The sequence below is a fragment of the Streptomyces sp. NPDC002125 genome, from assembly GCF_053593715.1.
On sequence record NZ_JBSFDD010000036.1, the window covers coordinates 45044 to 69311 of the forward strand.

General features: G+C 66.8%; 20 protein-coding genes and 2 pseudogenes. 14 read left to right on the forward strand and 8 right to left on the reverse strand.

Going from position 1 to position 24268, the window contains the following annotated elements; all coding sequences use genetic code 11:
• Window positions 1-74 precede the first annotated feature (74 nt).
• Window positions 75-2687 (reverse strand): Helicase associated domain protein, encoded by a 2613-nt coding sequence (locus ACWCQM_RS37200; RefSeq protein WP_450919524.1) that lies wholly within the window; start codon window positions 2685-2687, stop codon window positions 75-77.
• 659 nt (window positions 2688-3346) lie between these two features.
• Between ACWCQM_RS37200 and ACWCQM_RS37205 the strand changes: the two genes are divergently transcribed.
• Window positions 3347-4927, forward strand: coding sequence for a helix-turn-helix domain-containing protein (locus ACWCQM_RS37205; RefSeq protein ID WP_450919504.1), 1581 nt, complete (start codon window positions 3347-3349; stop codon window positions 4925-4927).
• Window positions 4927-5502 (forward strand): transcriptional regulator, encoded by a 576-nt coding sequence (locus tag ACWCQM_RS37210; protein ID WP_450919505.1) that lies wholly within the window; start codon window positions 4927-4929, stop codon window positions 5500-5502. The genes ACWCQM_RS37205 and ACWCQM_RS37210 overlap by 1 nt, the downstream gene beginning before the upstream one ends.
• 122 nt (window positions 5503-5624) lie before the next feature.
• Here the strand turns inward: ACWCQM_RS37210 and ACWCQM_RS37215 are convergent, their stop codons facing one another.
• Both ACWCQM_RS37215 and ACWCQM_RS37220 read right to left on the reverse strand, forming a co-directional pair.
• Window positions 5625-6047: a hypothetical protein gene (locus ACWCQM_RS37215; protein WP_450919506.1), complete on the reverse strand. Its 423-nt coding sequence runs from the start codon at window positions 6045-6047 to the stop codon at window positions 5625-5627.
• A gap of 65 nt (window positions 6048-6112) precedes the next feature.
• Complete coding sequence (locus ACWCQM_RS37220; protein WP_450919507.1) at window positions 6113-6787, reverse strand: hypothetical protein; 675 nt, start codon at window positions 6785-6787, stop codon at window positions 6113-6115.
• Between the two features lie 426 nt (window positions 6788-7213).
• Here ACWCQM_RS37220 and ACWCQM_RS37225 point away from each other — a divergent pair, with 426 nt between their 5' ends.
• Window positions 7214-7597 (forward strand): hypothetical protein, encoded by a 384-nt coding sequence (locus ACWCQM_RS37225; RefSeq protein ID WP_450919508.1) that lies wholly within the window; start codon window positions 7214-7216, stop codon window positions 7595-7597.
• 505 nt (window positions 7598-8102) lie between these two features.
• Here ACWCQM_RS37225 and ACWCQM_RS37230 read toward each other — a convergent pair.
• The 3 genes from ACWCQM_RS37230 to ACWCQM_RS37240 all read right to left on the reverse strand — a co-directional run bounded on the left by ACWCQM_RS37230 (window position 8103) and on the right by ACWCQM_RS37240 (window position 10515).
• A complete protein-coding gene (locus ACWCQM_RS37230; protein ID WP_450919509.1) occupies window positions 8103-8540 on the reverse strand; it encodes a hypothetical protein in 438 nt (145 codons plus the stop codon).
• Window positions 8492-9127 carry a hypothetical protein gene (locus ACWCQM_RS37235; protein WP_450919510.1) on the reverse strand — a complete coding sequence of 212 codons (636 nt, stop codon included), beginning with the start codon at window positions 9125-9127 and terminating at the stop codon, window positions 8492-8494. Before ACWCQM_RS37235 ends, ACWCQM_RS37230 begins: the two co-directional genes overlap by 49 nt.
• A gap of 134 nt (window positions 9128-9261) precedes the next feature.
• Complete coding sequence (locus tag ACWCQM_RS37240) at window positions 9262-10515, reverse strand: IS256 family transposase (protein WP_450919511.1); 1254 nt, start codon at window positions 10513-10515, stop codon at window positions 9262-9264.
• 130 nt (window positions 10516-10645) lie between these two features.
• Between ACWCQM_RS37240 and ACWCQM_RS37245 the strand changes: the two are divergent.
• From ACWCQM_RS37245 to ACWCQM_RS37255, 3 genes and pseudogenes are all read left to right on the forward strand, one after another.
• Window positions 10646-11017 (forward strand): annotated as a pseudogene (locus ACWCQM_RS37245) (IS30 family transposase); the annotation flags it as partial.
• A gap of 22 nt (window positions 11018-11039) precedes the next feature.
• Window positions 11040-11321 (forward strand): annotated as a pseudogene (locus ACWCQM_RS37250) (integrase core domain-containing protein); the annotation flags it as partial.
• Window positions 11322-11740: 419 nt separating this feature from the next.
• Entirely contained in the window at window positions 11741-12388 is a 648-nt protein-coding gene (locus ACWCQM_RS37255; protein ID WP_450919512.1) for a ScbR family autoregulator-binding transcription factor, read from the forward strand.
• Window positions 12389-12711: 323 nt separating this feature from the next.
• Here ACWCQM_RS37255 and ACWCQM_RS37260 read toward each other — a convergent pair whose 3' ends face one another.
• Window positions 12712-13587, reverse strand: a complete 876-nt coding sequence (locus tag ACWCQM_RS37260; RefSeq protein WP_450919513.1) for a hypothetical protein — start codon at window positions 13585-13587, stop codon at window positions 12712-12714.
• A 357-nt stretch (window positions 13588-13944) separates the two neighbouring features.
• Complete coding sequence (locus ACWCQM_RS37265) at window positions 13945-14631, reverse strand: ScbR family autoregulator-binding transcription factor (RefSeq protein WP_450919514.1); 687 nt, start codon at window positions 14629-14631, stop codon at window positions 13945-13947.
• A gap of 604 nt (window positions 14632-15235) precedes the next feature.
• On the opposite strand from ACWCQM_RS37265, the gene ACWCQM_RS37270 reads away from it, so the two are divergent.
• The 8 genes from ACWCQM_RS37270 (at window position 15236) to ACWCQM_RS37305 (ending at window position 24124) form a co-directional block, all read left to right on the forward strand.
• Window positions 15236-15637 (forward strand): hypothetical protein, encoded by a 402-nt coding sequence (locus ACWCQM_RS37270; protein ID WP_450919515.1) that lies wholly within the window; start codon window positions 15236-15238, stop codon window positions 15635-15637.
• Window positions 15638-15811: 174 nt separating this feature from the next.
• Window positions 15812-17080: a VanZ family protein gene (locus ACWCQM_RS37275; RefSeq protein ID WP_450919516.1), complete on the forward strand. Its 1269-nt coding sequence runs from the start codon at window positions 15812-15814 to the stop codon at window positions 17078-17080.
• A gap of 378 nt (window positions 17081-17458) precedes the next feature.
• Window positions 17459-17719 carry a hypothetical protein gene (locus ACWCQM_RS37280; protein ID WP_450919517.1) on the forward strand — a complete coding sequence of 87 codons (261 nt, stop codon included), beginning with the start codon at window positions 17459-17461 and terminating at the stop codon, window positions 17717-17719.
• Window positions 17720-18422: 703 nt separating this feature from the next.
• Entirely contained in the window at window positions 18423-20156 is a 1734-nt protein-coding gene (locus tag ACWCQM_RS37285) for a pentapeptide repeat-containing protein (protein WP_450919518.1), read from the forward strand.
• A 716-nt stretch (window positions 20157-20872) separates the two neighbouring features.
• Window positions 20873-21061: a hypothetical protein gene (locus ACWCQM_RS37290; RefSeq protein WP_450919519.1), complete on the forward strand. Its 189-nt coding sequence runs from the start codon at window positions 20873-20875 to the stop codon at window positions 21059-21061.
• A 906-nt stretch (window positions 21062-21967) separates the two neighbouring features.
• Window positions 21968-22129, forward strand: a complete 162-nt coding sequence (locus ACWCQM_RS37295) for a hypothetical protein (protein ID WP_450919520.1) — start codon at window positions 21968-21970, stop codon at window positions 22127-22129.
• Between the two features lie 968 nt (window positions 22130-23097).
• Complete coding sequence (locus ACWCQM_RS37300; protein ID WP_450919521.1) at window positions 23098-23397, forward strand: hypothetical protein; 300 nt, start codon at window positions 23098-23100, stop codon at window positions 23395-23397.
• A 10-nt stretch (window positions 23398-23407) separates the two neighbouring features.
• Window positions 23408-24124, forward strand: a complete 717-nt coding sequence (locus ACWCQM_RS37305) for a helix-turn-helix domain-containing protein (RefSeq protein ID WP_450919522.1) — start codon at window positions 23408-23410, stop codon at window positions 24122-24124.
• Window positions 24125-24268 lie beyond the last annotated feature (144 nt).

A 24268-nucleotide genomic window follows, 5' to 3' on the forward strand; every position in this document is an offset into this window, starting at 1 on the left:
GGGCTGCCCGATAGCCGCAGGTACGCGCACGGCGCCCATCCTGGTTCGTCCGGGTGGGCGCCGTTGTTGCAGGGTCAGGCCGCCCAGTCGAGTCCGAGTGCGGCGAGCTGGGCGAGTTTGTCACCACCGAGCTTGGCCCGCCGTGTCTTGCTGTTCGTGAGGAACACGCCCAGTCGGATCTCGTGCTCTTCGCCGTGGATGACCACGGTTTCGATGTGGGCTCGGCTCACGGTCACGCTCCCGGTGCGCGCCTTGTACTGCTCCAGTGCGAGGACGCCTCGCTCGAACGCCCCGGCTGCCGATGCCGTCTTCTTGGCCGGTCCTGCGGGCAGGGGGGTCAGGCCCAGGTCCTCCAGGCGCTTGCGCTGCTCGGGCATGAGGCCCTGCCACACGGTGTGTTCGCGCTGCCGGTTGAGCCATGCGCCGACGTCGCAGCCGTGGACGACGACGCCGGGCAGTACCTCGGTGAGCCCGGTCTCCTCGGAGAGCAGGGTGCGGGCGGTGGCGTAGTGGCGCTGCCACTCCACCGACCATCCCGGGTTCCACTCGGGGTCGATGCTCTTCAGCGCGGCCCGCCGCTCCCCGGCCCGGACTTCGTCCTTGCCGAGCCCGCCGGCCTTGCGGAGGTTGGCGAGCCATTGTCCGACCGCGACGCCGTCGACCACGGCGTCTTTCGGGGCGGCGAGGCTGCCGTGCACCGCGTGATAGGCCCGAGCCGCGGTGAGGTTGCGCCAGAATCCGGCGTCCGCGACCGACCACACCATGCCCACCTCGTTCAGGAGCTCGGCCCGCCACGCCTTGAGCGTCCCGAGCCGGAAGGCCCTGCGCTGCTCGCTGACCCATGCGCCCAGCGCATACGTGATGCGGTCCTCGCCGAGCTCCACCGACGCGTCCAGCGGCACCTCCGCGCTCCCGTGCTCCAGCGCCCAGTGGCGCAGGGCGTTGTAGCCGGTGAGCCACACCTCGGAATCCGGGTGCAGGACACGGGTCCGCAGGAACAGCGCGACGCCACCGGGGGTGTGGGGGAGTGAGAACCGCAGCAACGGCACGTTGTCGCCCGGGTGTTCCTCCTTGTCCTGGGTGCCCGTCCCGTCTGCGTCGCCCTCGGTGCCGTCCTCGTCACCGGCCGGGCCGGTGGTGGCGGGCTGCTCCTGGTCCTCGTCGACGTCGTCCTCCTGGCCGTCGTCCTCGGCGTCCTCGTGGTTGGGGTCGAGCGCGACGACGGACGTGGCCTGGCCCCGGGCGGTCGTGGTGCCCAGCGTCATGCGCTCGATGACCCGCTCATCATGCGCGCGGAGCCCCTGGAGGACCGAGACCAGGGGGCGGTAGCTGGAGGAGGCCATCATGTCGGAGGGGTCCTCGCCGGGCTCCAGGAAGACGGGCACGATGATGCGGCTGATCTTGCCCTCGCCGGGGTCCTGGCGCAGGCCCCGCCCGATGATCTGGACGATCTCCACGGGCGAGCTGCGGGTGTCCGCGAACACCACGGCGCCCACGCCGCGCTTGCCCCGGATGTCGACCCCTTCACCGAGGACCCGGCAGCTGGAGAGCACGCCGAGGTCGGTGACCCATCCGTCCGCGTCGATACCGTCCGCGAACCGGTCCAGCACGATGCGGCGGTGCGCGGCCGGGTGCTCGCCGCACAGCCACTCCGCACCGACCCGCCCCGGGTAGGTGACGGGATCGGTGGCGTGGAGCTCCGCCGCTGTCTCGGGCAGCGCGCGGGCGAAGCTCATGGCGTCCAGGGTCCGGGAGTGGAACGTCATGAACGAGCGCACACCGGTGGTGTCCGCGTGCTTGAGCAGGGACTCCTGGAGCGCGGCGAGCCGCCGGCCACGCCGCTCCTCCACGGTGGCACCGGGCCCGGGTGCCTGCGGGTCACGGATCTCCAGGACGTCGATCTCGAACCTGGCGAGGATCCCGCGCTCGACACTCTCCATGAGCCCGAACTCGAACAGCACCGGCCCGTAGAGGGACTCGTCGTCCATCGAGGCGACCAGGCGCCCGCCGGTCTCGTCCGCGCCGGCACCGCCGGGCGCGGCCTCCCACAGGCGGGGGGTGGCCGTCAGGTACAGGCGTCGCTCCGCAGGGATTCGTGTCTGGTCGTGGACGGCGGCCCACGCCTTCGCGGCGTCCCCGGACGTCCTGTGGGCCTCGTCGACCACCAGGAGGTCGAAGGGGCGCATGGTCTGCCCGTACGAGCCGCGCAGCGCGCGTTCCAGGGCGCCCGGCGCGGCGCCGGTCTCCTCGTCGCCCTGGTCGTCGTCCAGCCCTTGCGGGGACAGGCTCGCGTACGTCGCGAACACCAGCATCGGCCCGTCCTGCGCGGTCCACAGGGCGAGTTGCGTCGGGTTGGTCGTGCACCGCACATCGAGCGCGTCCAGCAGCGGGTCAGCGCCGAGACTGCACACGGCCACGGCCGGGGCGGTGTGGCCGACCGCCCGCCACGCCTCCACGGTCTGAGTGAGCAGATCCAGGGTCGGGACCAATACGCCGACCAGGCCCCGGGGGACCATCCGCAGCGCCGCCACCGCAGCCGTGATGGTCTTGCCCGAGCCGGTGGACATGTGGACCTGGCCGCGCTGACCCGCTGCGGGCACGGTGCCGTCCACGGGGAGGGCCAGGCCCTCGATGATCGAGTCCACGGCCTCGACCTGATGCGGCCGAAGCGAGATCACACCCTGCATCGTCATCGCTCTTCACTTCCCGCCACGGACACACGGCCCGGGATGAACGGGGCGACGGACACTGACCCGTCCTCGTCGATGGCGGCCAGCTCGGCGAGCTGGGCCAGTACCTCGTGCGGGGTCAGCCCGGCCCGCGCGGCCGCCGCCCGGATCCGCCGCCCGGCAGCCGCGCTCAGCCACAGCTCGACCCCCAGTTCCTCCCGCTCCTCACGCCGCTGCTCTGCCCATGCGGCATGAGTCCGCAGCTCCGTGGCGCGCCGCTTTTCCCGCTCCCGCGCCCAGGCGCTGCCCGTCTCGTCCTGGTCGCCGTCGTAGACCTCGGCACCGGATCCGGCGAGATGGGCCGCAACCCGCTGCCACTCCGTGAGTAGGCCTGCCCACCGGGCGGCCAGCTCCTCCGGGTCCGGCGCGAATTGCTCACGGACGGCCGTCGGGGGCGCAGTGCCTGCCGCGTCTCCCGCGCCCGTGCCGCCGACTCGTCCACGGCCTGCGCGACCTGCTGCACGGTCTTGCCCGCCGCCTGGCGGCGCACCTGATCACGCGCAACGTTCTCCGAGGTCCAGCTCACCGCTGCATCACCCCTTGCCTAACCGTCACAGACTGTCCAATGAATGACCAATATAGCACCAAGTTACGTCCACTCGTTGTATAGTTACGGTATGAGCCAAGAGAACAGCGTGGAAGCGCTCCTCGAAGAGGCCCGGCTGAACGCCGCGATCCCGTCTCCGGCCGAGCGTCAGCGGCTGCGGGAGGCCGCGAGCCTGTCCCGCGCCCAGGTCGCCGCAGCCGTTGGCGTCGGCCGCACCACCGTCGCCAACTGGGAGACCGGCCACTCGGATCCGACCCCGCCCGGCCGCCTGCCCTACCTGAAGCTGCTCAAGGGCCTCGCCGAGATCTACCCGGCCCCCGCCACCGAGCCCGCGCCGGAACCCACCGCGGATCCCGTCCCCGAAGCGGTCCCGGTGCCGCCCGCGTTCGCCGCCGCCCCCGAGACGCTGCGCGGCCCGGACGGGCGGGCCATCGAGGGAGACCCGGGCCCCTGCATTCGCTGCGGCGTCGAGACGGCCTACCAGTCGACGGACGGCCGACCGCTGCACTCCGGGGCGATGTGCCAGCCCGCCGGTACCGCCCCGGCCGCACCCACCACCCCGGAACCCGCGCCGACCGCTGCCCCGACGCCGGCCGTGCCCGCGTCACCGACCCCGGCACCTGCCTACAACCGCCCGGAGCGCCGCGCCCGTTCAGCGGCCCGTGCGCAGGCTGACACCACCCTGCTCATCAGCCGCGCCGTCCAGGAAGAAGCCGAGCACGCCGGGGGCGACGAGGAAGCGGCGCTGAAGGCGCTGATCAAGAGGGCGATCCCCGACGTGATGGCGCTCTTCAACGAGACCCGCGCGTCCGGCCGCTACGACTTCACCGCCTACCCGGCCCTCCCGGACATCCTGAAGAAGCCGTCCAAGAGGGACCCCGACCAGATCTGGGAAGCGAGGCCGCGCTTCCACCACCCCGGTTACTCCCTGCGCGCCCCGGGCGACATCAAGGCCACCGCGCTGGACGTGAACGCCGCCTACTTGAGCGCCTTGAAGTGCTGGTTGCCGATCGGGAAGCTGGAGCACCACACCGGCACCGAGGGCATCGACCCGAAGCGTTCCGGGGTCCACCTGATCACCCCCGCCGAGTGGACCCACCCGCACCTGCCCGACCCGATCGGTGACCGCGACGAACCCGGCGCCCTCTGGGTCACCAACGCAACGCTTCGCCTGCTCCAGCGCCTCTCAGGCCCGAAGTACGGCCTCACCGACGCCCCAGTCATCCACGAGTCGTGGACGAGTGGCGCCACCGAGAACTTCCTCGACGCGCTGCGCAAGCTGCTGTCAGCCGCGCGGGACGAGGCGATCGAGAACCGGGACACGCTGACCTTGGAGTACGTCAAGGCGATGTACTCGAAGTTCATCTCGACGATGGGGGAGTCCATCCACAACAGGGAGATGGTGCGCCCGGACTGGATGCACATCATCCACTCGCAGGCGTACGCGAACCTGTGGGGCAAGGCGTTCAAGGCCCACCAGGCGGGTCTGGACGTCGTCGCGATGATGGGCACCGACGAACTCCACGTCACAGGTGACTGGCGACGAGTGTTCCCGGAGGGCCGTGGCGTGGCCCAGATGAAGGTCAAGCACGGCGAGGGCAAGGCCACCGGTGAGTACACCGTCGGCACGGTTGGCACGGTGGCCCGCTGATGGCCGGCCGCTGGATGGACCTCGGCGCGCTCAACGCCAGGGGCCTGCCCGGAGCGGACGCCCTGGGTGTCGCGATCGAGCGCATGGTGACCGGCATCGCCTCGCCCGTCGACAGCGACCGTGGCCTCGCCGCTCGCCTGAACTACCTGACCAAGACGGATGCCGGGTACGAGGCGATGGACCGCGCCGGCATCCATGTCTCACCGCGCACCCTCATGGCCTGGCTCGCCGAGGAGCGCACCCCGAACATGGCGAACCGGTCGAGGCTGGACGCCGCGTACTGGGACCTGCGCCGCCGCAACGTGGCCGCCGACCTGAAGAAGCGGCTCAACAACAACGGCCGCGGAACCCGTGTCGAGATCAACCCCGTCGACCAGACCCGCGTCGAGGGCAAGTATCAGCGGGACCTGTCCAGCCGCAGCATCAACGTCCGAGGCGTCTGGGACCGCGCCGTGGACGCATGGCTCGACGACGACGTAGACGAACTCGACGCCATCTGGGACGACATCATCCAAGACCTCGGGTCCGACTACGACGCGTACAGCAACGTCTCCTCGATCGGCTGGGCCGCCTGAGACCAGCGGAGGAGCCGGCCACTGCACCTGCCTCGTGCTTGTCCCGGCAGCGGTGCGCCCTCCGTCCGGCAGGTAGGCCGGACGAAGGGCGAGTCGCCCTGTGGAGGGCATGTGGGTTGCGGCTACTGCTCCGCGGTCAGAGCCCAGCGGACACCGGAGGGCGCCGTCACCCGGATGGTTCCTTCGCTGCGGGCTCTCTTGAGCCTTATCTCGTTGTAGGTGCTGCTCACTTCGGTGTTCACGCACTCCAGCGGGAAGGTGAGGCCTACCGGCTCGATGGCTACTTCGAGGGTTCCCTTGCCCAGGCAGTTGACTTGGACAGCCAGGAGGCCAGCGCCGATTTCCCTGGTCAGCGGGAGTTCAGCGTTGCCACGCTTGGAAGCGACGGAAAGCAGCACCTGTCCGTCGTTGACCTGCTTCGGAGCCGTACTGACCGTCTCGCCCTCGATGTGCTCAGCCCTGCCGGTTGGCGCCGCGGACTCGGCGGTCCGCGACGGTGCCGGCTGCTTCGAAGGGGATTCGTCTCCTTCGGTGCAGCCGGTCACGACCAGAGCGGACGCGACGCTCAACACAGCCAGAGCGCGGTGCGAGCACCGCGGGATGGAGGGGATCAGCTTTCCCACAGGTACCAGCCGACCTTCAGCGGGGTGTAGCTGGTGATGGTCTTCTTCGTCGATGTCTGGCAGTTGCTGTAGATCTTGTAGCTGGTGCCGGTGTTCTTCAGGCGATAGACGCCGTACTTGGCGTTGGTCGTCTTCTTCGGCGGCGTGTCAACGGCGATGGAGTTGCCGAGCTTCGCGGTCAGCTTGGCTGTCAGGTTGACTTCGTATTTGCCTTCGATCTCCGCGATCATTGCCGATACGCTGCCTGACAGGCCCGCAGTAACGCTTACTCCGACCTCTCCTGTGACATCGGAGACGAAGGTCGATCGGGCCACACGGGAAGTGCCGTTGTAGTTGGAGTTAGTGGGCCCGACTCCCTTGTGGTAGGTGCCCCCCTTGGTCTTGGGAACGTAGACGTTCCGCGGTGAGCAGTACTCGGCGTCCGGCGTGTCGAACGGCGGCTTTTCCGGTCTGGTCGTGACTTCGGGCTCAGGCTCGAGCTCCGACTCTTCGAGCAGGCCTGTCTCCTCAGGTTCCTGCGGCGGAGCGGTGTTGACCTCCACCGGCTCCTCGGTCGAAGTGGCAGCCGGCGTCTCATCCGCGTAGGCCGGTGCCGCCATGAGCCCCGACATGACCGTGAACGCGACTACGGAACCTACGGCGCTGCTTTTGATGATGCCCACAAGGCATCCTTCCCCCCCCATGCCGCCCCCCCCGATGGGGCGGCTGTGCACATTTCTTTCACATAGGCCTGCGAAGGGACAGGAAAATGAGCATTACCTGAGCGTAATTTGATAATTACATATTGTATACGCCGATGATCTGGGCTCTCGTCACTGTGCCAACTGAGGCCTGCCCGCAGACATCCGCTCCCGGCGTGAGAGCTGCCCAGGAGCGGGCAGTCGGCCCCGACTGCGCAATCAGCCGCTGACCTGCGGTGGTGAGTTTCCGGCGTGAGTGTGGTGAGTCCACGCCGCCGTGGTGAGTAGGCCCCGAGACCGTGGTGAGTTTCCCGGCCCCCACTCACCACGCCAGGTCAGCGCCACGTCTGGCCAGGCCAGTTATGCCGACCAGGCACGGCGGTGACGGGATCGACGTATGTTGCGCGGATGGACATACGTGAGATCAAGTCGAGGCCGGCGTTGCTGGCCCTCGTGGGCTTGGTGGTTGCCGGTGTTGGACTCGGGATTGGCCTCACGCTGCCGACGGATGCCGCGACCCCGCAGGTGCTCCAGGGCACGGTCTCGGCGGTCGGGGTCAACGGAGACAAGTTCGGGGTCTCCCTCGACGGTCGCCAGCCGGGGAAAAGCTTCGGACTCGGCGCGGTGCCGTGGAAGGACACCGAAGGCACCTGGCACGACAGCAGCCCGATCGACTGCCTCAAGCCCTTGTCCCAGGGGCAGCAGATCCGGTTCGGCGTCGTCCACGTGAACGATCCCGGCTTCAGTACCGACCTCGTCGCCTGGGTCGACTGCTCGAACGCGACTGGCTGACCCCACGTTGCTGGGAGTCAGCCGACAACGGGCCCCGACACTCTCGTACACGAACACCGCAGCGTCTGCCGGGCGGCACGGCCGGTCCCCGACTGCGCAGTTTGCGCAGTCAGCACCGCTGACCTGCGGTGGTGACTGCGGCGCGCACGTGGTGAGTTTCCCGGTTGGCCACTCATCACGACGGACCCCCTGGCTGGCGCTGCGCTGGCTCGCCGAGCAGGGGAGCGGAGTAATTGTCAAGACCTGTGGATCAGTGACGTACCGACGAAATTGACGAAACGCAGGCAGGGGCCGGTCGGGCACCGTCAGGATGTGCCTACGTTCGTGCCCTACCGACCCTCGTGGAAGGGAATGCTGGCCCGCCTGCGCGGGAACTTCACGCGTCGGAGGTCACGTTCCTGCAGGTCAACGAAAGCCGTCGGTTGTCCGGAACCCTGAGCCTCGCGGCCACCCGGCGTCACGGCATGCCCGCACCGTGCCGCCCCGGCTGCACACTGCGGACGGGCTACGTCATCAACTCGATGTGCGGATGCTCGGGCTCCGCAGGGCAGACGAACAGGTGCTGCCGGTAGCCGCTACCTATCTGGACGCCGGTCGCGTTGTAGCCGCGGTGGCCGGGGTACGGTCCAGCACCTGGGTGGGGGTGCGGAGACCAGCTGTTCGCAGCGTCGTCCCCTTCCTCGAACGTGGCGACGGTCATCAGAACCTCCATGCGGGTCCCGCACTCGGAGCAGCGCTGCGTGCTTGGGTCGGTGGAGTTCCAAGCGGGCCAGCCGCCGACCTTCCAGCCGGGTGCGTTGGACAACACGCAGTCGTAGTACGTGTCCGGGTCCATGTCTTCCTCTGCTGCCTGCGGCACACTCCATTGCTTGAGCTGCGCCCGCAGTTCTTCGCTCAGCTCCAGATGGTCGGGGTACTCGGTGATCTGCTCCGGTTCGAGCACGCACGGTTCCGGTAGATAGCCGTCGAACTGCACTGCGGGCGGTTCAGGGGGGTGTCGAGGATGTCGGTGACGGCGGCTGCGGAACGCCAGAAGAGCAGGGTCCTGGGCATGATCGGATGATCGAAGGGGCACCACAGAACCTGCAGCAGGTCCTTGCCCTCCGGCGGGCTCAGATCGGGCACATCCCTTGAGTACAGCTGCGCGACGGGCAGCATCGCTTTGGGGCCGTCGTACGCCTGGACCGCCAGCCTTACCGGATACGTCCGAGGGGGTCGGATCCGCTCGAGAGTCTCCCGTTCCTCCGGGGTCAGGTCCCGGCCGTGCGAGGCTGCGAAGATCCGTCGTTCCAGCCGCAGATCCGCCGGGGACTGGGCTTGGTTGATGCCGTCCACCACATGCGGTTCCTCGCAGTGCGGCCACGGCTCCTCAGCGGGCCACAGCAGCGGCCCGCCGATCGAGCTGCCGTGCCATGTCGGCGCCCCAGGGCGGGGGTGCAGGCGGGTCGCTGTGCGGGCCAACGGGGCCAGTTGGGGAAAGACCGCGGCAGCGTCGATCGGTCGTGGCGGAGTGACAGGAGTGACATTCATGGCCGCAATCTTGCCAATCGCCTCTGACAACGGCCCTCGTGGCCGCCCCACGACGAGCTCGGGATCCCACATACGTGACCGGAGCCATCACCGCAGGTCAGCGCATTTCGTCGGTGGCCCTCAGTTGAGGTGGATCACGCTGCGAAGGTCTCGTCTCGTTCGACGAGGAGGCCGTTCTCGAAGCGGGCGCCGGCTCGGACGAGGGCGACGAGGTGCGGTGCGGTGACCGCTCGCCAGCGGGCCTGGGCGGACTCAACGAGTTTGAAGACCATCGCGAGGGCCGCGGCCGGGCTGCCGGCGCCGCGGGTGACCTTGGTCCGAAGCTTCACGGTGGAGAAGGTCGACTCGATCGGATTCGTTGTCCTGAGATGGACCCAGTGCTCGGCGGGGAAGTCGTAGAAGGCCAGCAGTTCGTCGACCTCGCCGGTGATCTTCTTGACGGCCTTGGGGAACTTCGCTCCGTACGCCTTCTCGAACGCGGAGACCGCCTTCTCGGCGTGCGCACGGTCCTCGGCGTTGTAGATCTCCTGCAGAGCCTTCTTCGCGCCGGGCTGCGCGGACTTCGGCAGCGCGTTCGAGACGTTCCTTGTTTTGTGAACCCAACACCTCTGATGCTTGGCCTGCGGAAACACCTCCGCCAGCGCCCTCCACAGGCCCATCGCACCGTCGCCGACCACGAGCATCGGGTCGCGCATCCCGCGCCGCTGACAGTCGCGCAGCAGGTCCGCCCAGGACTCGGTGGACTCGCGCAGACCCTCGGTGATCGCGATGAGTTCCTTGGTGCCGGCGACGCGGACGCCCATCAGGACCAGGAGGCAGGAGTGCGTCTGGGACAAGCGGATCTTGGGATGGACGCCGTCGGCCCAGACGTAGACGTAGTCGGATCCGGCCAGGTCACGGCGCTGGAACTCGGCGTGGTCGGCGGTCCACTGCTGCGTCAGCCGGGTCACCGTGGCCGGCGACAGCCCGGCCGAGGAGCCCAGGAACTGTTCCATCGCGGGCACGAAGTCGCCCGAGGACAGGCCGTGGAGATAGAGCAGCGGCAGCACCTCGCTGATCTTCGGGGACTTCCTGCACCACGGCGCCAGGATCTTCGAGGAGAACCGCTGACGTTCACCCGTCGTCTCGTCGACCCGCCTGTCGTTCACCCGTGGGGCGGCCACCTCGACCGGCCCAGCAGCCGTGGTCACGGTCCGCGGCCGGTGCCGGCCGTTGCGGACCACCAGTCGGCGACCGGCGTCGTCACGCTGCCCGGCGAGCTCGGCTATGTACTGGTCCACCTCCGCCTCCAGGGCGGCGGCCAGCATCCGCCGAGCACCCTCGCGGACGATCTCGTCGATCAGGGAACCGGCCTCGGTGGTGCCTTCTTCGTTGACTACGCTGAGCACGGGCGTGCCTTCCCTACCCGCGTTCGCAGCGCGGGCCTACTCGGTGACTTGACGATCACTCACTCGGGAAGGTACGCCCTTCGCGCGCCCTCCAGAGGTGCTGATCCACAAGTCCTGAGCATTGCTCACGATCACGATGAAGACCGCCCTGGCCAATATGATGTCGACGCTGCCCGAACAACTGGCACGGTCGCTGACCTGGGATCGCGGCAAGGAAATGTCGGCCCATGCGCAATTCAGAGTCGAGACGGGCATTCCGGTGTTCTTCGCCGATCCGCATAGTCCATGGCAGCGTGGCACGAACGAGAACACCAACGGGCTCCTGCGCCAGTACTTCTCGAAAGGCACCGATCTCTCGAGATGGTCCCCCGAGGAAGTCGAGGCCGTTGCTCACGCTATCAACAGCAGACCCCGCAAGACGCTCGGTTGGAAGACACCCGCGGAGGCGTTCAACATGCAGCTACAGTTGATTCAACAAGCTGGTGTTGCAACGACTGGTTGAATCCGGTCAGTACACCAGGATTTTCGTCGAAGCCTGCAGGTCAGCAGGGGTTCGGCGGAGCATGAGCGCGGTCGGGTCCAGCGCGGACAACGCGCTCGCCGAGTCCTTCAATGCGACCTTCAAACGCGAGACCCTGCAAGGACGAAAGAGCTGGCCGATCGAGTGCGAGGCCCGACTCGACGCCTTCCGATGGCTCCACCGCTACAACACCCGACGCCGACACTCCCGCCTCGGACAACGATCACCGATCGCCTTTGAGAACGCCCTCCACCGCACATCAACTACGCTCACACAAGCCGCATAACCCGTGTTCAGGATTCGGGGTCAAGGCCCGTGGAGGCATTTCCTGGCCCAAGGGCATCGGCAGGCCACGCTCCTGAAAATGCCGCATCCGTATCAGGAGCGAGCTACCAGCGGCCCTCCGGCCGGAGAGGGCTACGCCGTTGGCGACCGCCTCGGCCACGGCCGGCGGCATCACGGTCACCACCACTGCCAGAGGCACGTCGGTGCGGTGGGCGATCAGAACTGCCTCTGTGCGCCTGAGGTGGACGAACTCGTTGGGAACTGCCGACCGTGTCCACATGCTGACCCGGTGGGATAGCGGGTACTTCGGGCCAGGTCACTGCGGGCGTGGCTCAAGTTCGGCTTCAGCGCGCTGATACGGTAACGGTGCACCGATCTTTTTTTATGATGGCCGTTGGGCGAGGTCAGGGGGAGCGCAAGTTGGTACAGCAGCAGCGGGCGATCCGCACACGCCGGGTATTCCTCGAAGCGGCTGCCGAAGTCTTCGATGAGCACGGTTACGACGCCGCCACGATTTCCGCGATCCTTGAGCGAGCCGGGCACACGCGGGGCGCGCTCTACTTCCATTTCAAGTCGAAGGAAGAGCTGGCACGGGGGGTCCTCGATGAGGCGGTGACCGCGGACGGGGTCACCCCGCAAACCTTCAAGCTGCAGGAATGGGTGGACACGGCCCTCCTGCTGGCCTATCGACTCCCGACAGAACCCCTGCTCAGCGCCTCGATACGACTGTCGGTCGACGTCCGGGCGCGCAACCTCTTCGGCACTCGCTGGCCGGACTGGATCGCCTATGGAGCCGATCTTCTCACCGAGGCGAAGGCGCGAGGCGAGTTGCTTCCAACCGTCGACCCGGTTGCCGTTTCACGTCTGCTGGTCGGGTCCTGGACAGGGGTCCAGGTAGTGGGGGAGTCGAGCGCCGAGCCTCTTCACCTCGTCCGCGAGATTTCGGGCCTCTTCGAGATGGTCCTGCCCAACATCGCAGTGCCCGGCGTGCTGTCGCGCCTGGACACCTCTCCAGACCGTGCTGATCGTCTCCTCAAGCAGAGCAGGGCAACTGCTGCCGCGTCCTGACGCTGCGGCCGAGGCGCTGAGCACGCTCCAGGCCAGTACCTGCCAGGCAGGACGATGAACGAGTAGTGCCAGTTCTCTGGATGCCGAGGGCGAGCCTTTGGCTGTGAACAGCCATCGAGCCGGACGCGCACACTGGTGCTTGCTCGTGGGTGAGATCTTGGCTTCGGCTGGCTCGGCCAGCCGAAGCCAGCCGCTCCTGTTCCAGCTCCCGTTACCGACGCCCCACCGCTGGTCGGCCTCGCTGAAGCTTGTCCCCCGGGGGCCTCGGCGCGCCAGGACGGGACGTCTGCAATGGCCGCCCCGCAGACCCAGCGAATAAAGGGTCAACTCTTCAGCGGAACGCCAGGCAACTGCAGCCGGCTCTCACCGTTGCTGCTCAGGGCAGTCAAGGAGACACTCAACGGAGTTGCAGCTCCACGAAGGCGCAGCTCACGGACGATGATGCCTGCTGCGGTTTCAGCTGTGTCCGGGCCGGGATCGAAGGAAGCAATCCATGCTCGGAGCTGATGGACCCTGTGCTGCCATCCGCGGGCTACCACGTCGTCCGGCTCAGGCTCGGCAGTCGTTGTCCGATCGTCGTGAAGGAAGAGAGCAAGCCCTTCCTCTGCGCTCTGCAGGAGGCCCAGGACACGTTCCCCGCTCACCTGCTCGCTCACGTCGAACGCAACTTCGTCGCACCAGCCCGCTTCGTACAGGAGGCTGGTCTGGTCAACCCAGGCCTCCAACAAGCACCGCAGCGACTGTCGAAGCTGGTTCCAGTCGCTCGTGGGCAGAACACCGGGTTGCTCCAGTGCAGACCCTTGCCGAACAACCCGCCACAGGTAGGGCAGCTCGAGGTAGCTGGGCACCTGGTCGGGTCTCGTCCCCACTCCGCTGCGGAAGGCAGCGGCTTCGGCAGCGATGTGAGATGCCGACGACCGGAGTGACATCGTCACTCGCTGCTCCTGGGTCACCGTGAGCGTATTTGGCCCGTGTTGCCAGCGGACGAGGAGTCCTGCGGCTCCTCCGGCATACAGGTCGGGAGGCCCGAGTTGCGATTCGACTTTGTTCACAATTTCTGTGAAGTAGATGCGATCGGGGGATATGGGCCGGTTCATGGCCAGCGCGCCGTCCAGCGGCTTGCCTGAAAGCAGGTCGTCTATCCCGGAGGCGAGGAGGTTGGAGTCGACCGCTTCAGCTACTTCAGCGTTCGAGATCATGGCTTCTCACTCCTGATGCGTGTGTGGAGTACGGATGAGCGTGGCGTGTATGTGGTGGGGAGCGCGCGGCCCCTGTTGAGCGCGGGGTTTGATGGTGCACACCCCCGAGCCGCACAGGAACCTGGCAGCCCTGTTGCCCGGCCGTGCCGGCGGACAGGGCTGCGCTGGCGCAAGGACAGTCGTCTGCGCTTGCCGTGCCCCCTCTGCCATGTGGTGCGTACGCTCCTCGAGCCCCTACACAAAACCGGGAGCACGGACTGTTTTACCACAGCGGGACGTGAGGGTTCCCGATAAGAGCCAGGGCGCCTGCGTCCCCGCACAGTGCCGTGAAACACCTCAGCTGCCGGCGGGGAGCGCTCAACCTGCGGATGGACCCTCCCAGCGGATGCGGTTCCAGCGGTCCGCTTCATAGTCCAGGCCCTTTTTCAGCGCACTCATCGTCGCCATGCCGGGAAGCAGCCCCTTCCACATACTTTCGATCCGTTCGTGCAAATCACTGCGAAGAGGACCAGTGATCTGCAAAGAAGTCATTTGTGCCCCTACGAATGTGGACTGAAGCAGCTCGGCGGCCGAACGTGGTGTCCAGTCGGCAGACAGATGACCCATCGAGTCCACCTGTGTCATCAGGTAGGTCACCAACTCGATCCATTGGCGCGTAGGGCCGTAAACATCCAGGTCAGGCGGTACGCCTCCATCGATGGACAGCCGGACTCCGGCCCTGGCCTCCGGGTGAGTCTGCAGGAGACGGGCGTAGGCGAACGAGGTATCGATCACCTCCTGCCATTTCGACTCCTGAGGCCTGATCCTGCTCATCGGCACCTGCACTGCCAGCAAGGCCTCAGCGATCTGATCTTTCGTGTTGAAATGGTGATAAAGGGCGCCTTTGGTGAGCTGCGCACGGTCCAGGATCATGCTGATCGAAGCGGCGGCATATCCCTTTTCGTCGAAAATCTCCGCTGCAGCGTGAATGATTCGACTTCGGGTCTCCACTGACCGCTTCTGCAGTGCCCGTTGGGCTGGTTCTTTATGGTTTTTATCGGTCATGTTGTTGCGTGAACTCTCTAATGGCGTAAATCGGGCATTAGGTACGTTGGAGTACTTCCGTGCTCGTCCGTATTGCTAAACAGACCGACCGCCCCGTAATGTGCGCGCTGGTCGTGACGGACTGCGCTCACCTCTAGGAGTCGTGCCTGTTGGCGGTTCTGTTCGTGTTGAGCGTTTTGAGAAGGATGGGATGTATGTGGGTGGCAAGAACCCTCCTTTCATCTCCATTTTCCTCATGCCGCGTGCAGGGTGCGATGGGAGTGGCGACCCAGCCCCTCCTGCATGTCAATGCGGAGGATGCCGAGCGTCGGCATCCTCCGGTGGTTCGATCGAAGCAAGGCACCACTGGCATCTCTGTGTATCGCATGGCACCCCAGCGTGCCATCGCGGTCGCCTTGGCCTTCACCTCTGCTCTTGGGGTACGGGCGGGATCTGCTCGGTTCCCGAGGCGTACTTGCGTCGTGAGCGCATCTTTGTACTTCCACAAGTACTAAATGCGGTACGAAGCAATTTCCCTTCTTTGGGGACCCTCGCGCAACCTTGAATGACGATGTAACTTCGCAGTGCTAGTAAGTGATGATCTTCTTAAGTGAATGGGGAAATCGTGAAGAAGATGGCTGCAACCGTGGCGATGACAGGCGTGCTTGCGCTGGGCGTGGGTGCCTCGCCGGCCGTGGCTGCTGGAAACTGCGGGTCCGTCACCTCGTGTACCGAGCTCAGCAGTGGAGAGCTGACCATATTCCTGTCCTCCGCTGCGACAGCCGACAACCGGCTGAACGTTGTGGTTTCGTACCGGAAGGATTCGGGGTCGGCGATCAATGCCAGATTTGGCTACAGCTACTCCGGGACGAACCACTGGGCGGGCTACTTCAACCAGTCCTCCGGTACGACGAAGCGTTCGACCTGGACCAACGCCTACGTGCAGAGCACCTGTAAGTCTGCGGTCGGCATGATGCAGGTAACGGGGCAGCAGACCTTCCAGACGCCGCCGGTCACTGGCTGCTGATTGCCCGAGCCCTGTGGGCCGATGTGGGCCGCCCCTCTGGGGGCGGCCCACAGGCTGTTTTCAGATCTCCAATTTTTTCCATCTGCCGAGGTTCACGTGATTAGCGCCATCCTTCGAGGGAACGTGTGGCTGGTTCCCGCCTTTCTGGTCTCCAGCGCTGTTTTGGGCGCATTGATGTTCTTCGTTGCGCGTAAACGCGGTTTGTCGAGACCGCTGGCAGTGCTGCTCGGTGTGGCCGCGGCTGGTGAGCTAGTGGCGACGCTTTATCCGAGCCACGCGTCGGCAGACGCGTCAGGTACGTGCTGGGTGAACCGGGATCCCATCACTCCCCTGCTGACCCAGCAGGGTTTGATGAACGTCGCCATGTACGTTCCGCTCACATTTTTGGCTGTCGCCCTGTTCCGGCGGCCAGCAGTTCTGACCTCCTGTTGCATCCTGCTTTCTGCGGGCACCGAGCTCACGCAAGCGCTCGTACCGCACGTGGGGCGCTCATGTACGTCCGAAGATCTTGTAGCCAACAGCCTGGGTTCCGTGCTGGGTGCGGCAGCAGCTGTCCTCGTGCACCGGAGAAAGGAAGTCAAGGGCAGCACGGAAGCGAAGACTCTGAGCAAGCAGGATTTTTCCCGTGCCGCAAATATAATCCTCGGGGGGGCGATTCTGGTCCTCGTGATCGGGTCTATGAGCATCACTCCGGTACTCACTGAAGTGTCTGAACTGACACGGGCGAGCTCTGGCCAGGAGGACCAAGCGAAGAAGATGGTAAAAAAGATCTACGGGAACCAAGCGAAGATCTCCAGTATTCAGTACATGAAGGGAGAGGGCGGGCAAACCGATCAAATTCTTGTCACCCTCGAAGATGGATTCGTGAACTTTACGACCACCGAAGACTTCGTTACCGGATCAACTCTTTCCAAATCACTTCCTGGGGTGCAGAATCGCCAGGTTAAAACAGATGATGAAGCAACTCGACAAGCTGCGTCATTTGTGGAGTCAAGGTTCCCTTGGGCGCTCGAAGCAAGCAAGCCTATGGTCGACCCTACGGTCGAGGGAACTGGGCAGAAGACCGTTGGATGGCGCCAGCGGGTGGAGGGCGTCCTCATGCCGATGAGAATGGACGTGGTCGTCGAACCTAACGGCCGCATATCTGCCTTTACGGGCCGTAACGAGAAAGGGCCGAGCGCACCTCCGGCTCATAAGATCACCGCCGCCCAGGCACAGAAGATTGCTGAGGGTAATGTCCCCAATGGTAAGTATGATAGCTCGGAAATACTAGTACAAAAGAATAAGCGGGGGGAATGGGAAACTCGGTGGGCGGTTAATTTCTCACTGCCTCCAGCAGAGGCGAGCGAGGAAGAAGTGCCGGTGCAGCAAGTTGCCTCTGTTGTGATCCATGCAGAAACGGGGAAAGTGATAGAAGTGAACTACGGCGACAGTGCTAGCTGAAGACCCCCGGCACCTGCCATCGGAATGAGCGCTGCACGCCTGGAAGCTTCCGGATCGGACGCACGGCGTGTAAGGGCGACGGCGGGGTTTACAAGGTCCAGTGCGACAGCGGACGCGGTGGCGTGGTCATCGTCCTGAAGGGTCAGGACGGCCTGGCCGCACCGCGACCATCGACCCGGAGTTCGTGGCGCGGCGGGCGGCGGCTTCGATGCGCCTGGAGGGCCCGGAGGTCGCCAGCCCTCGTGCGGCCGGGACGTATGTGGTGGGGATGTGAATGTGGACCGTTGACGTCGACGTTGGGAGCCGGCGACCGCCTCGGCTACGGCCGGTGGCGTCACGGTGACCGCCACCGCGAAGGTGACGAGGGTGCGGTAGGCGATGGGTGACGGCACGACCGTCACCTTCCACGGCCCCGGCACCCCGTACACCAAGTCGCAGGGGCAGACGCCGTCCCCGGACTGCGCGCACCTGTACGAGATGCCGTCGCCCCAGCGGCCCGGCGGCCGCTACAAGGGCGCCGCGACCGCGACCTGGACCATCACCTGGACCGCTTCTGCCCTGGGCGACGGTGGGACGTTCACCGAGACCCGGCAGACGGCGTTCACCGCGGCTGTCCACGAGGTCCAGGTCGTCAACTGACCCGGCAGGACTCCGACCAGCCATGGCGAGTTTTCGCGGTGAGTCCGCGCCGCAGTGGTGAGTGCGACGCCGCCGTGGTGAGTCGAGCCGGTGGCCGTGGTGATTCCCGGTCGGCTACTCACCACCGCAGGTCAGACGCGTGCGGGCAACTCACCACGGCACCCTGCCCACTGGTGTCGGATCTGCCGCAGGACGCACAGGTGGTCGGTAAGGCGGAGACCGCCAGCTGCCCGGAGCGTGAGTTCCGTCGCCGGGTGCCAGAGACCAGCCCCCCCGCTCCGGGCCCTGCAACTCTCCCACACGCCACTCCGCAGTACCGAGCCGCATTCCACCGCTGCTCGCCCTGATGGGGCTCGTTGAAAACGGCCACCCTCTGCTCGGGGGTGGCCCCACACCTGCTCTGTGGATCTCCCCACCCATCCGGCACCTGGGACCACCGACTGAATCTATCTACCTGCGGTTCTAGGGATTCAGGCCATGGCGGATCCCGAGTTGATGCCGACGGATTTCCCCGGGGGCCTGGCCAGGGAACAGGGCGGCCCGATCGTGGCTGCCCACCCGCGGCAACCGGGCATCGGTCCAGAACGTCCCAGCGGACATGACGACCACTGGCACCCCGTCCTCCTTGTCCGAGCCGGACTGGCCGCACTGCGCCCACCGTGTGGGCCCGACCAGCGACCCGGTCGGTTGCCGGGGCCGGAAGGTGGAGCCGTACGGCGCGTGCCTGGCGCACCTCACACGCGGCTATCGGGCCACCTACCTCAGGACACTGGCGCCAGGCAGCAGCCTCGACCACCGAGGCACCTTCATCTCGACGGGACTGCTCAACCAACTCATGGACGCGCTCAGTGATCCCACCACCGGACGGCCCTTGTTCGGCGACGCCGAGTTCGGCGAGGCGACGTTCGCCGGCGACGCTGATTTCCGCAAGGTGACGTTCTCCGGCCACGCTGGGTTTGACGACGCGATGTTCTCCGACCGCGCCGGGTTCGGCTGGGCGACGTTCTCCGGTGGCGCAGAGTTCGGCGGGGCGACGTTCACCGGCCACGCCGGCTTCGGCGGGGCGACGTTCTCCGGCCGCGCTGGCTTCGGCGGGGCGACGTTCTCCGGCCGCGCCGGGTTCGGCAACGCTACGTTCTCCGGCCACGCCGGCTTCGACGGGGCCACATTCTCAGATCGCGCCGAGTTTGGAAACGCGACGTTCTCCGACCGCGCCGGGTTCGGCAGGGCCACGTTCTCCGACCGCGTCAGGTTCGGCGGGGCCACGTTCTCCGGCCACGCTTGGTTCGGCAACGCTACGTTCTCCGGCGACGCCCTCTTCCACGCGGCGACGTTCGAGAGAGCTGGGCAGCTAGGCCCCATGGTCTGTCAGGGAACCATTAACCTGACCGGAGCACGGTTCGGCAGCCCCGTGACACTCGAGGCGGCATCAGTTCGCCTCGTGTGCCGGCGAACGCGATGGGACTCCACAGCCGCCCTGCGATTGAGATACGCCACCGTCGACCTGAGCGACGCGGTGTTCGAGTACCCGCTGAGCATCACCGCTCGGACCGCACCCTTCACCGATCCCTCTGGAACAGCCGTGCCAGAGGGACAACTGAATGGAAGTGATCCGGGGCTGCGCATGGCGTCCCTGCAGGGAGCAGACGCGGCGCACCTGGTGCTCCACAACCTGGACCTCAGCGCCAGCCTGCTGTCCGGCACGATTCACCTCGACCAGCTACGCCTGGAAGGGGAATGCCCACTCGCAGACTCCCCGTCGGGCCTGCGGCGCCGGGGACTGCGTCTAGTGCGGTGGACCGCACGGCGGACGCTGGCCGAGGAACAGCATTGGCGTGCCGCACAGGGACGGTCCGGGTGGACGGCTGCGCCGGCCGGCGTGGAGGTGGTGGGTCCGGCGCAGCTGGCCCCGGTGTACCGGCATCTGCGGAAGTCCTTCGAGGACCACAAGAACGAGCCGGACGCGGCGGACTTTTACTACGGCGAGATGGAGATGCGCCGCCACGACCGCAATCGGCCCCGCGCCGAGCGTGCACTGCTAGCCGTGTACTGGGCGGTGTCCGGGTACGGGCTGCGGGCATCGCGCGCAGTGGGCTGGCTGCTCGGTGCCATGGCCGTCACCGTGCTGGTCATGATGCTGTGGGGGCTACCGGCGGACGACCCGAAGCCCGCCACCACCGGACGGCTGACTGGGCAGGACATCTCGCTGACGACCGACAAGCCCGATCCGGTCAACCCAACTGGCTCGCTGCTCTCGCGGCTTTCCTGGGATCGGGGGGAGAAGTCCCTGCGGATCGTCGTGAACTCGGTGGTCTTCCGCTCTTCCGGCCAGGACCTCACCACCATCGGCACCTACACCGAGATGGTCTCCCGGCTGGCCGAACCCGTGCTCCTGGGCCTCGCAGCCCTCGCCATCCGCGGCCGGGTCAAGCGCTAGCCCTTCGATGTCCCACACTGCGTCGAACCGTGTCACCGGCACATCGCAGCCGGCCCGGAACCATCCGCTGCCCGCCCCCCGTACAGACATCCGCTGGCGATTCGCTGAACGTCCGCTGGCGACCCGCTGGGAACCGTCCACTGGACGGCTGCCGGACGGGGCTCAGCGGACACCCGGCGGATCCCCAGCGGACGACTGGACGGCGGGTTCGCGCACGGACCGTCCCTCGTAGGGAGCCCCCGGTCGGTGCGCGCCGAGCGCGGCAGTGAGCACCTCGCCGTCCAGAAAAAATCTTGCTGCCTCAACCTAACATCTGCGCCCGGCCGCCCCATAACTAAGTCGTAAGGGAGGCGTGTTCCCAGCGGCCGTTCCAGCCCAGGGCGCAACTGCAACCGCCGGGCTTCAATACATGCGGAAGGCGCTCGATTCAAGAAAACCGTGCCCGGATGCTCGTCGCTCGTTTTTCTTGAATGGGCCTGTCCAGAGGCTGATGCTGCGCCCTGAGAGCAGGGCTTGTACCGCTAACCCTCGCCTCCTCGATCGTGCTGCCACCACCCCGCACCACCCGTACGTCAAGCGCTCGCGAATCCGCTTCTACGCCCCGTCAGGACCCGTCTCCAGAGGGCCGGAACGGATTCTCGCGAGAACTCGATCCATCGGCCCGGGTCGCGGACTGTGGCCCCGAGCTCAGCCCGAGCTCCCTACAGAGAAGAGTGATGTTCGTGTCCACGTCCGATCTCCGCCCCCTGGTCCTGCTGCTCCTGGCGCTCGTCGTCGGCCTGGTGCTGGGCGCGCTGGTGTACCTGTCCTACGAGCACCCGGCGCTCACCGGCCCGCTGTCCCTCGCCGTGGCCGGCGCGGCCGTCCTGGTGGCCTGCATCGCCATGGCCGTCACCAGGCGGTGAGTTCGCACGGTGAGCTCCGCAGTGAGCGGTGAGTCCCGTGGTGAGTTCTCCTGGAAAAACTCACCACGGCAGGTCAGAGGCACCAGCCGCTACTCACCACGGAGCAACCGCGGAGCCCGCACTCGTCAGCCGCCGACCCACAGGCGCCTGCCGAGCCCCGCCCGGGACGCCGAGGACCGCCCGCCCCTCACAGCACCTGGCAGGCCATCAGGGGCGCCTGACGGCCTCCTGACGGCCTGCCAGGCGCCGTGAGGGGGATTGGGGCCCCAGCCCGTCCCGGGCGCTCCTGGGTCCTCAACGGCCCGAGGGGAGCTTGAAGGGGTGGAGGGCTGCTGCGGCCCGATGGGCGCCGCAGCGACCAGGCACCGGGCGGGGCGCACTACGGGTCCGTCGGCCGCCGCGAAGCCAGCGTGGGCCCGACAACAATCCCGACACCATGACCGGCGATATGACCGACGGTATGACCGAGAGCATGCCCGACACTATGACCGACACCTCCCGGGAGTGGACCTCTGCATAACGGCAGGTCAACCCCCGGTTTTTCCATGGTGAGTGCTCGGACTTCCCCTCTTCTACCTGGCCTGTCCTGCTGTGGGGTGGGGTGGTGGCTGGTGGGCGGGCGTGGTCTCGGGGAACGGGGGGGCGCTGCGCTGGCCTTCGTCTGGTCCGTCGCGGAACTCCGGACCGACGACCAGGCGGTCGTGGCGCTTCTGCTCCGACTGCGGTGCCGGTCGCTGCGCCTGGCCGGGCGCAGCTGTGAATGGCTGCGCGGGCGGCAGAGGGTGAGCAGCCGGGTGGAGGCTGTTGTCCCTGCCCGTGCCCTCCAGGGCTTCTGATCATGACTGCCATGGAGTGACCAAGTTGCTGCCATGAGGTGCCTTTCGGGGGTGTGGCTGGCTGTCGCCAGTGCACCCATTCACACCCGGTGACTCGTACTGCGCCCGCTGCCGCATCGCCTCCCAGCGCGACCGCGACCGCGTCATCCAGGAATGGGAAGCCGTCCGCGACGCAGCCGTAGCCGCCGCCAAGGCACAAGAGACCCCGGAAGCTGCCCCCGCGCCGTTCTGAGCGCCGATCTCCCACCCCGGGCCTCCTTCGTCGCCCGGGGCGGAGATCGGCACCCAGCGGCCCGCACAGACGATCATCAGCAGGAAGGGGGCCCCGTGGGGATCATCGGAGACGGCCTGGACGCGGCGACGGCCCGCGCCACACGGCCAATTTCGAAATCAGCCGGCGCCCAGGTCAGGTTCCTGGTGAAGCACCCAAGGGCTCCACCAGGGACGCCGCCCGGATTCTGGGCCGACCCATGGCGCGGGTGTGGTGAAAAAGGCTACGAGTACAGGTGAAGCCGATGCCTGCCCGAAAGGGCCCGGCGATCGGCTTCACGCGGGCAGATGCGCCAACATCTGAACCCATTTTCCCTGGTGCGCCGGTTGGAGCCAGTAGCAATCAGGGCAGAGGGCGGGCCATCTAGGACCGCGCGCCTTCTGGAGATGAGTGTGCCTGGCGCGCGGTGATCATGCCGAGACGACCGGGCGCGAAATTGAATCAACGCAGGTCAGCCATGTGGGGCCGGACGGGCCTGACCGGCAAGGGGTGGTAGGGCGTCCGCCGGTATAACGTCCGGCCCCGTGGTGCCCCGCAGGCCTTGCTGCCTGGCCCGTTGACCTGCGCATACCTTCCCCGAGTGTCCTTTTTGTCCGCATTACTGGTTGTCGGCATGCCGTGGTAGGCGTCGAGCAGGGCTCTGACCTGCGCTGTGTCGCCCTGCCAACGGCTCGTGACGCTCTGGCGGCCGCTCGATCACGCACATGAGGTGTCCACTTCTTCGTCGAGGTTGCATTGGTGCGTTGGTGAATCAATTGGCTGACCCGCCCTCAGAACCCCTTACACGCCTGGGAAACTTGCCGCAGCAGTCCACCTGTGCGCAGGGAGCGCCAACTCCCGAAGACCGCACGCACGGGCTTACCGGTTGGAGTCGAGTAGCACCGTCCGGCGATCTCACGGTCGCCGGACGGTAGTGAGGGGAATTTGTCATGGGCAAGAAGCCCACCGTCGTCGCGGCGAGCACCGCGGCCATCGAGTCGGCACCGGCCGACACCACCACCGTCACGATGAGCGTCCGGTTCGGTTTGCCGCACGCGTTGGTCATCGTCGCGTCGATCGTCACGGGCGCGTTCCTGGCCCCGGCCGCGATGACCGTCCAGGACGTCCTGCTGCTCCTGGCGGGCGCTGGAGGCATCGGCGCCGCGGTCGTTCTCGTCGTGCTGACCGGAGGCCGCCAGGGCAGCAGGATCGGCCGGTCCGTGCGCGCGTACTTCAGCGCGGACGACTGAGGTGGCCGCCGTGGGACGCCCCGAGAACGAGGTGGACCAGACCGTCGCCGCACGCACGGAGCTCGCGGAGTACCTGCGCGAGCGACGGCGTGCGGCCGGCCTGACCTACAGCCAGATGTCTCAGGCCGAGGGCAGCTGGTTCTCGAAGGCCACCTTCGAGCGCGCCGCCTCCGGTTCGACTGTGCCCGGCTGGGACACCGTCCAGCAGTTCATCACCGTGACGCTCACCGAGAACGACATCTTCGGACTCGAGGTGCTCCTGACCCGCGGCCACGAGCTCTGGGTCAGGGCACGCCGGGCCACCCGAGCGCCCTACTACGTCCACAAGGCACCTGACCCCACCCTGATCTGGGACACCGCGGGTTTCCTGCGCGCGCTGTGTCACCAGCACGTGTGGGCCGGATACCCGACTGCCGGCGAGATGGAGTCGATGGCGGGTGCGGGGATGCTCCCCAAGACCACTACCCGCCGCATCATCGCCGGGGACACGCTGCCTGTGGATCCTCCGCAGGCCCTTGCCTTCCTCCGGGCCTGCTATGTCCAGTCAGAGACGGAACTGGAACGGTGGCTCGCCGCCGGCGTTCGGGCCATGCGGGCCGAACCGACCCGCTCGAAGGATGTCGACCGATGGGCCAGAGCCCACGAGGACATGGCCCGCAAGGCCAAGAAGGAGACGCTCGCCCCGGTCACCGCGCTGCACATCCAGGAGGTACCGCGAGCAGCCTGACGCAGCCTCCAGCAATTGGGCAAAACGACTGTGGCGCCTCCCCGTACGGGGAGGCGGTGCACCAGGTGGTGGCCCACCAGAACGTCAACCCCGTCAAGCAAAGCCCCCCCCCCCCCCGGGGGACGCTGGCGGCCCCGGGCGGGG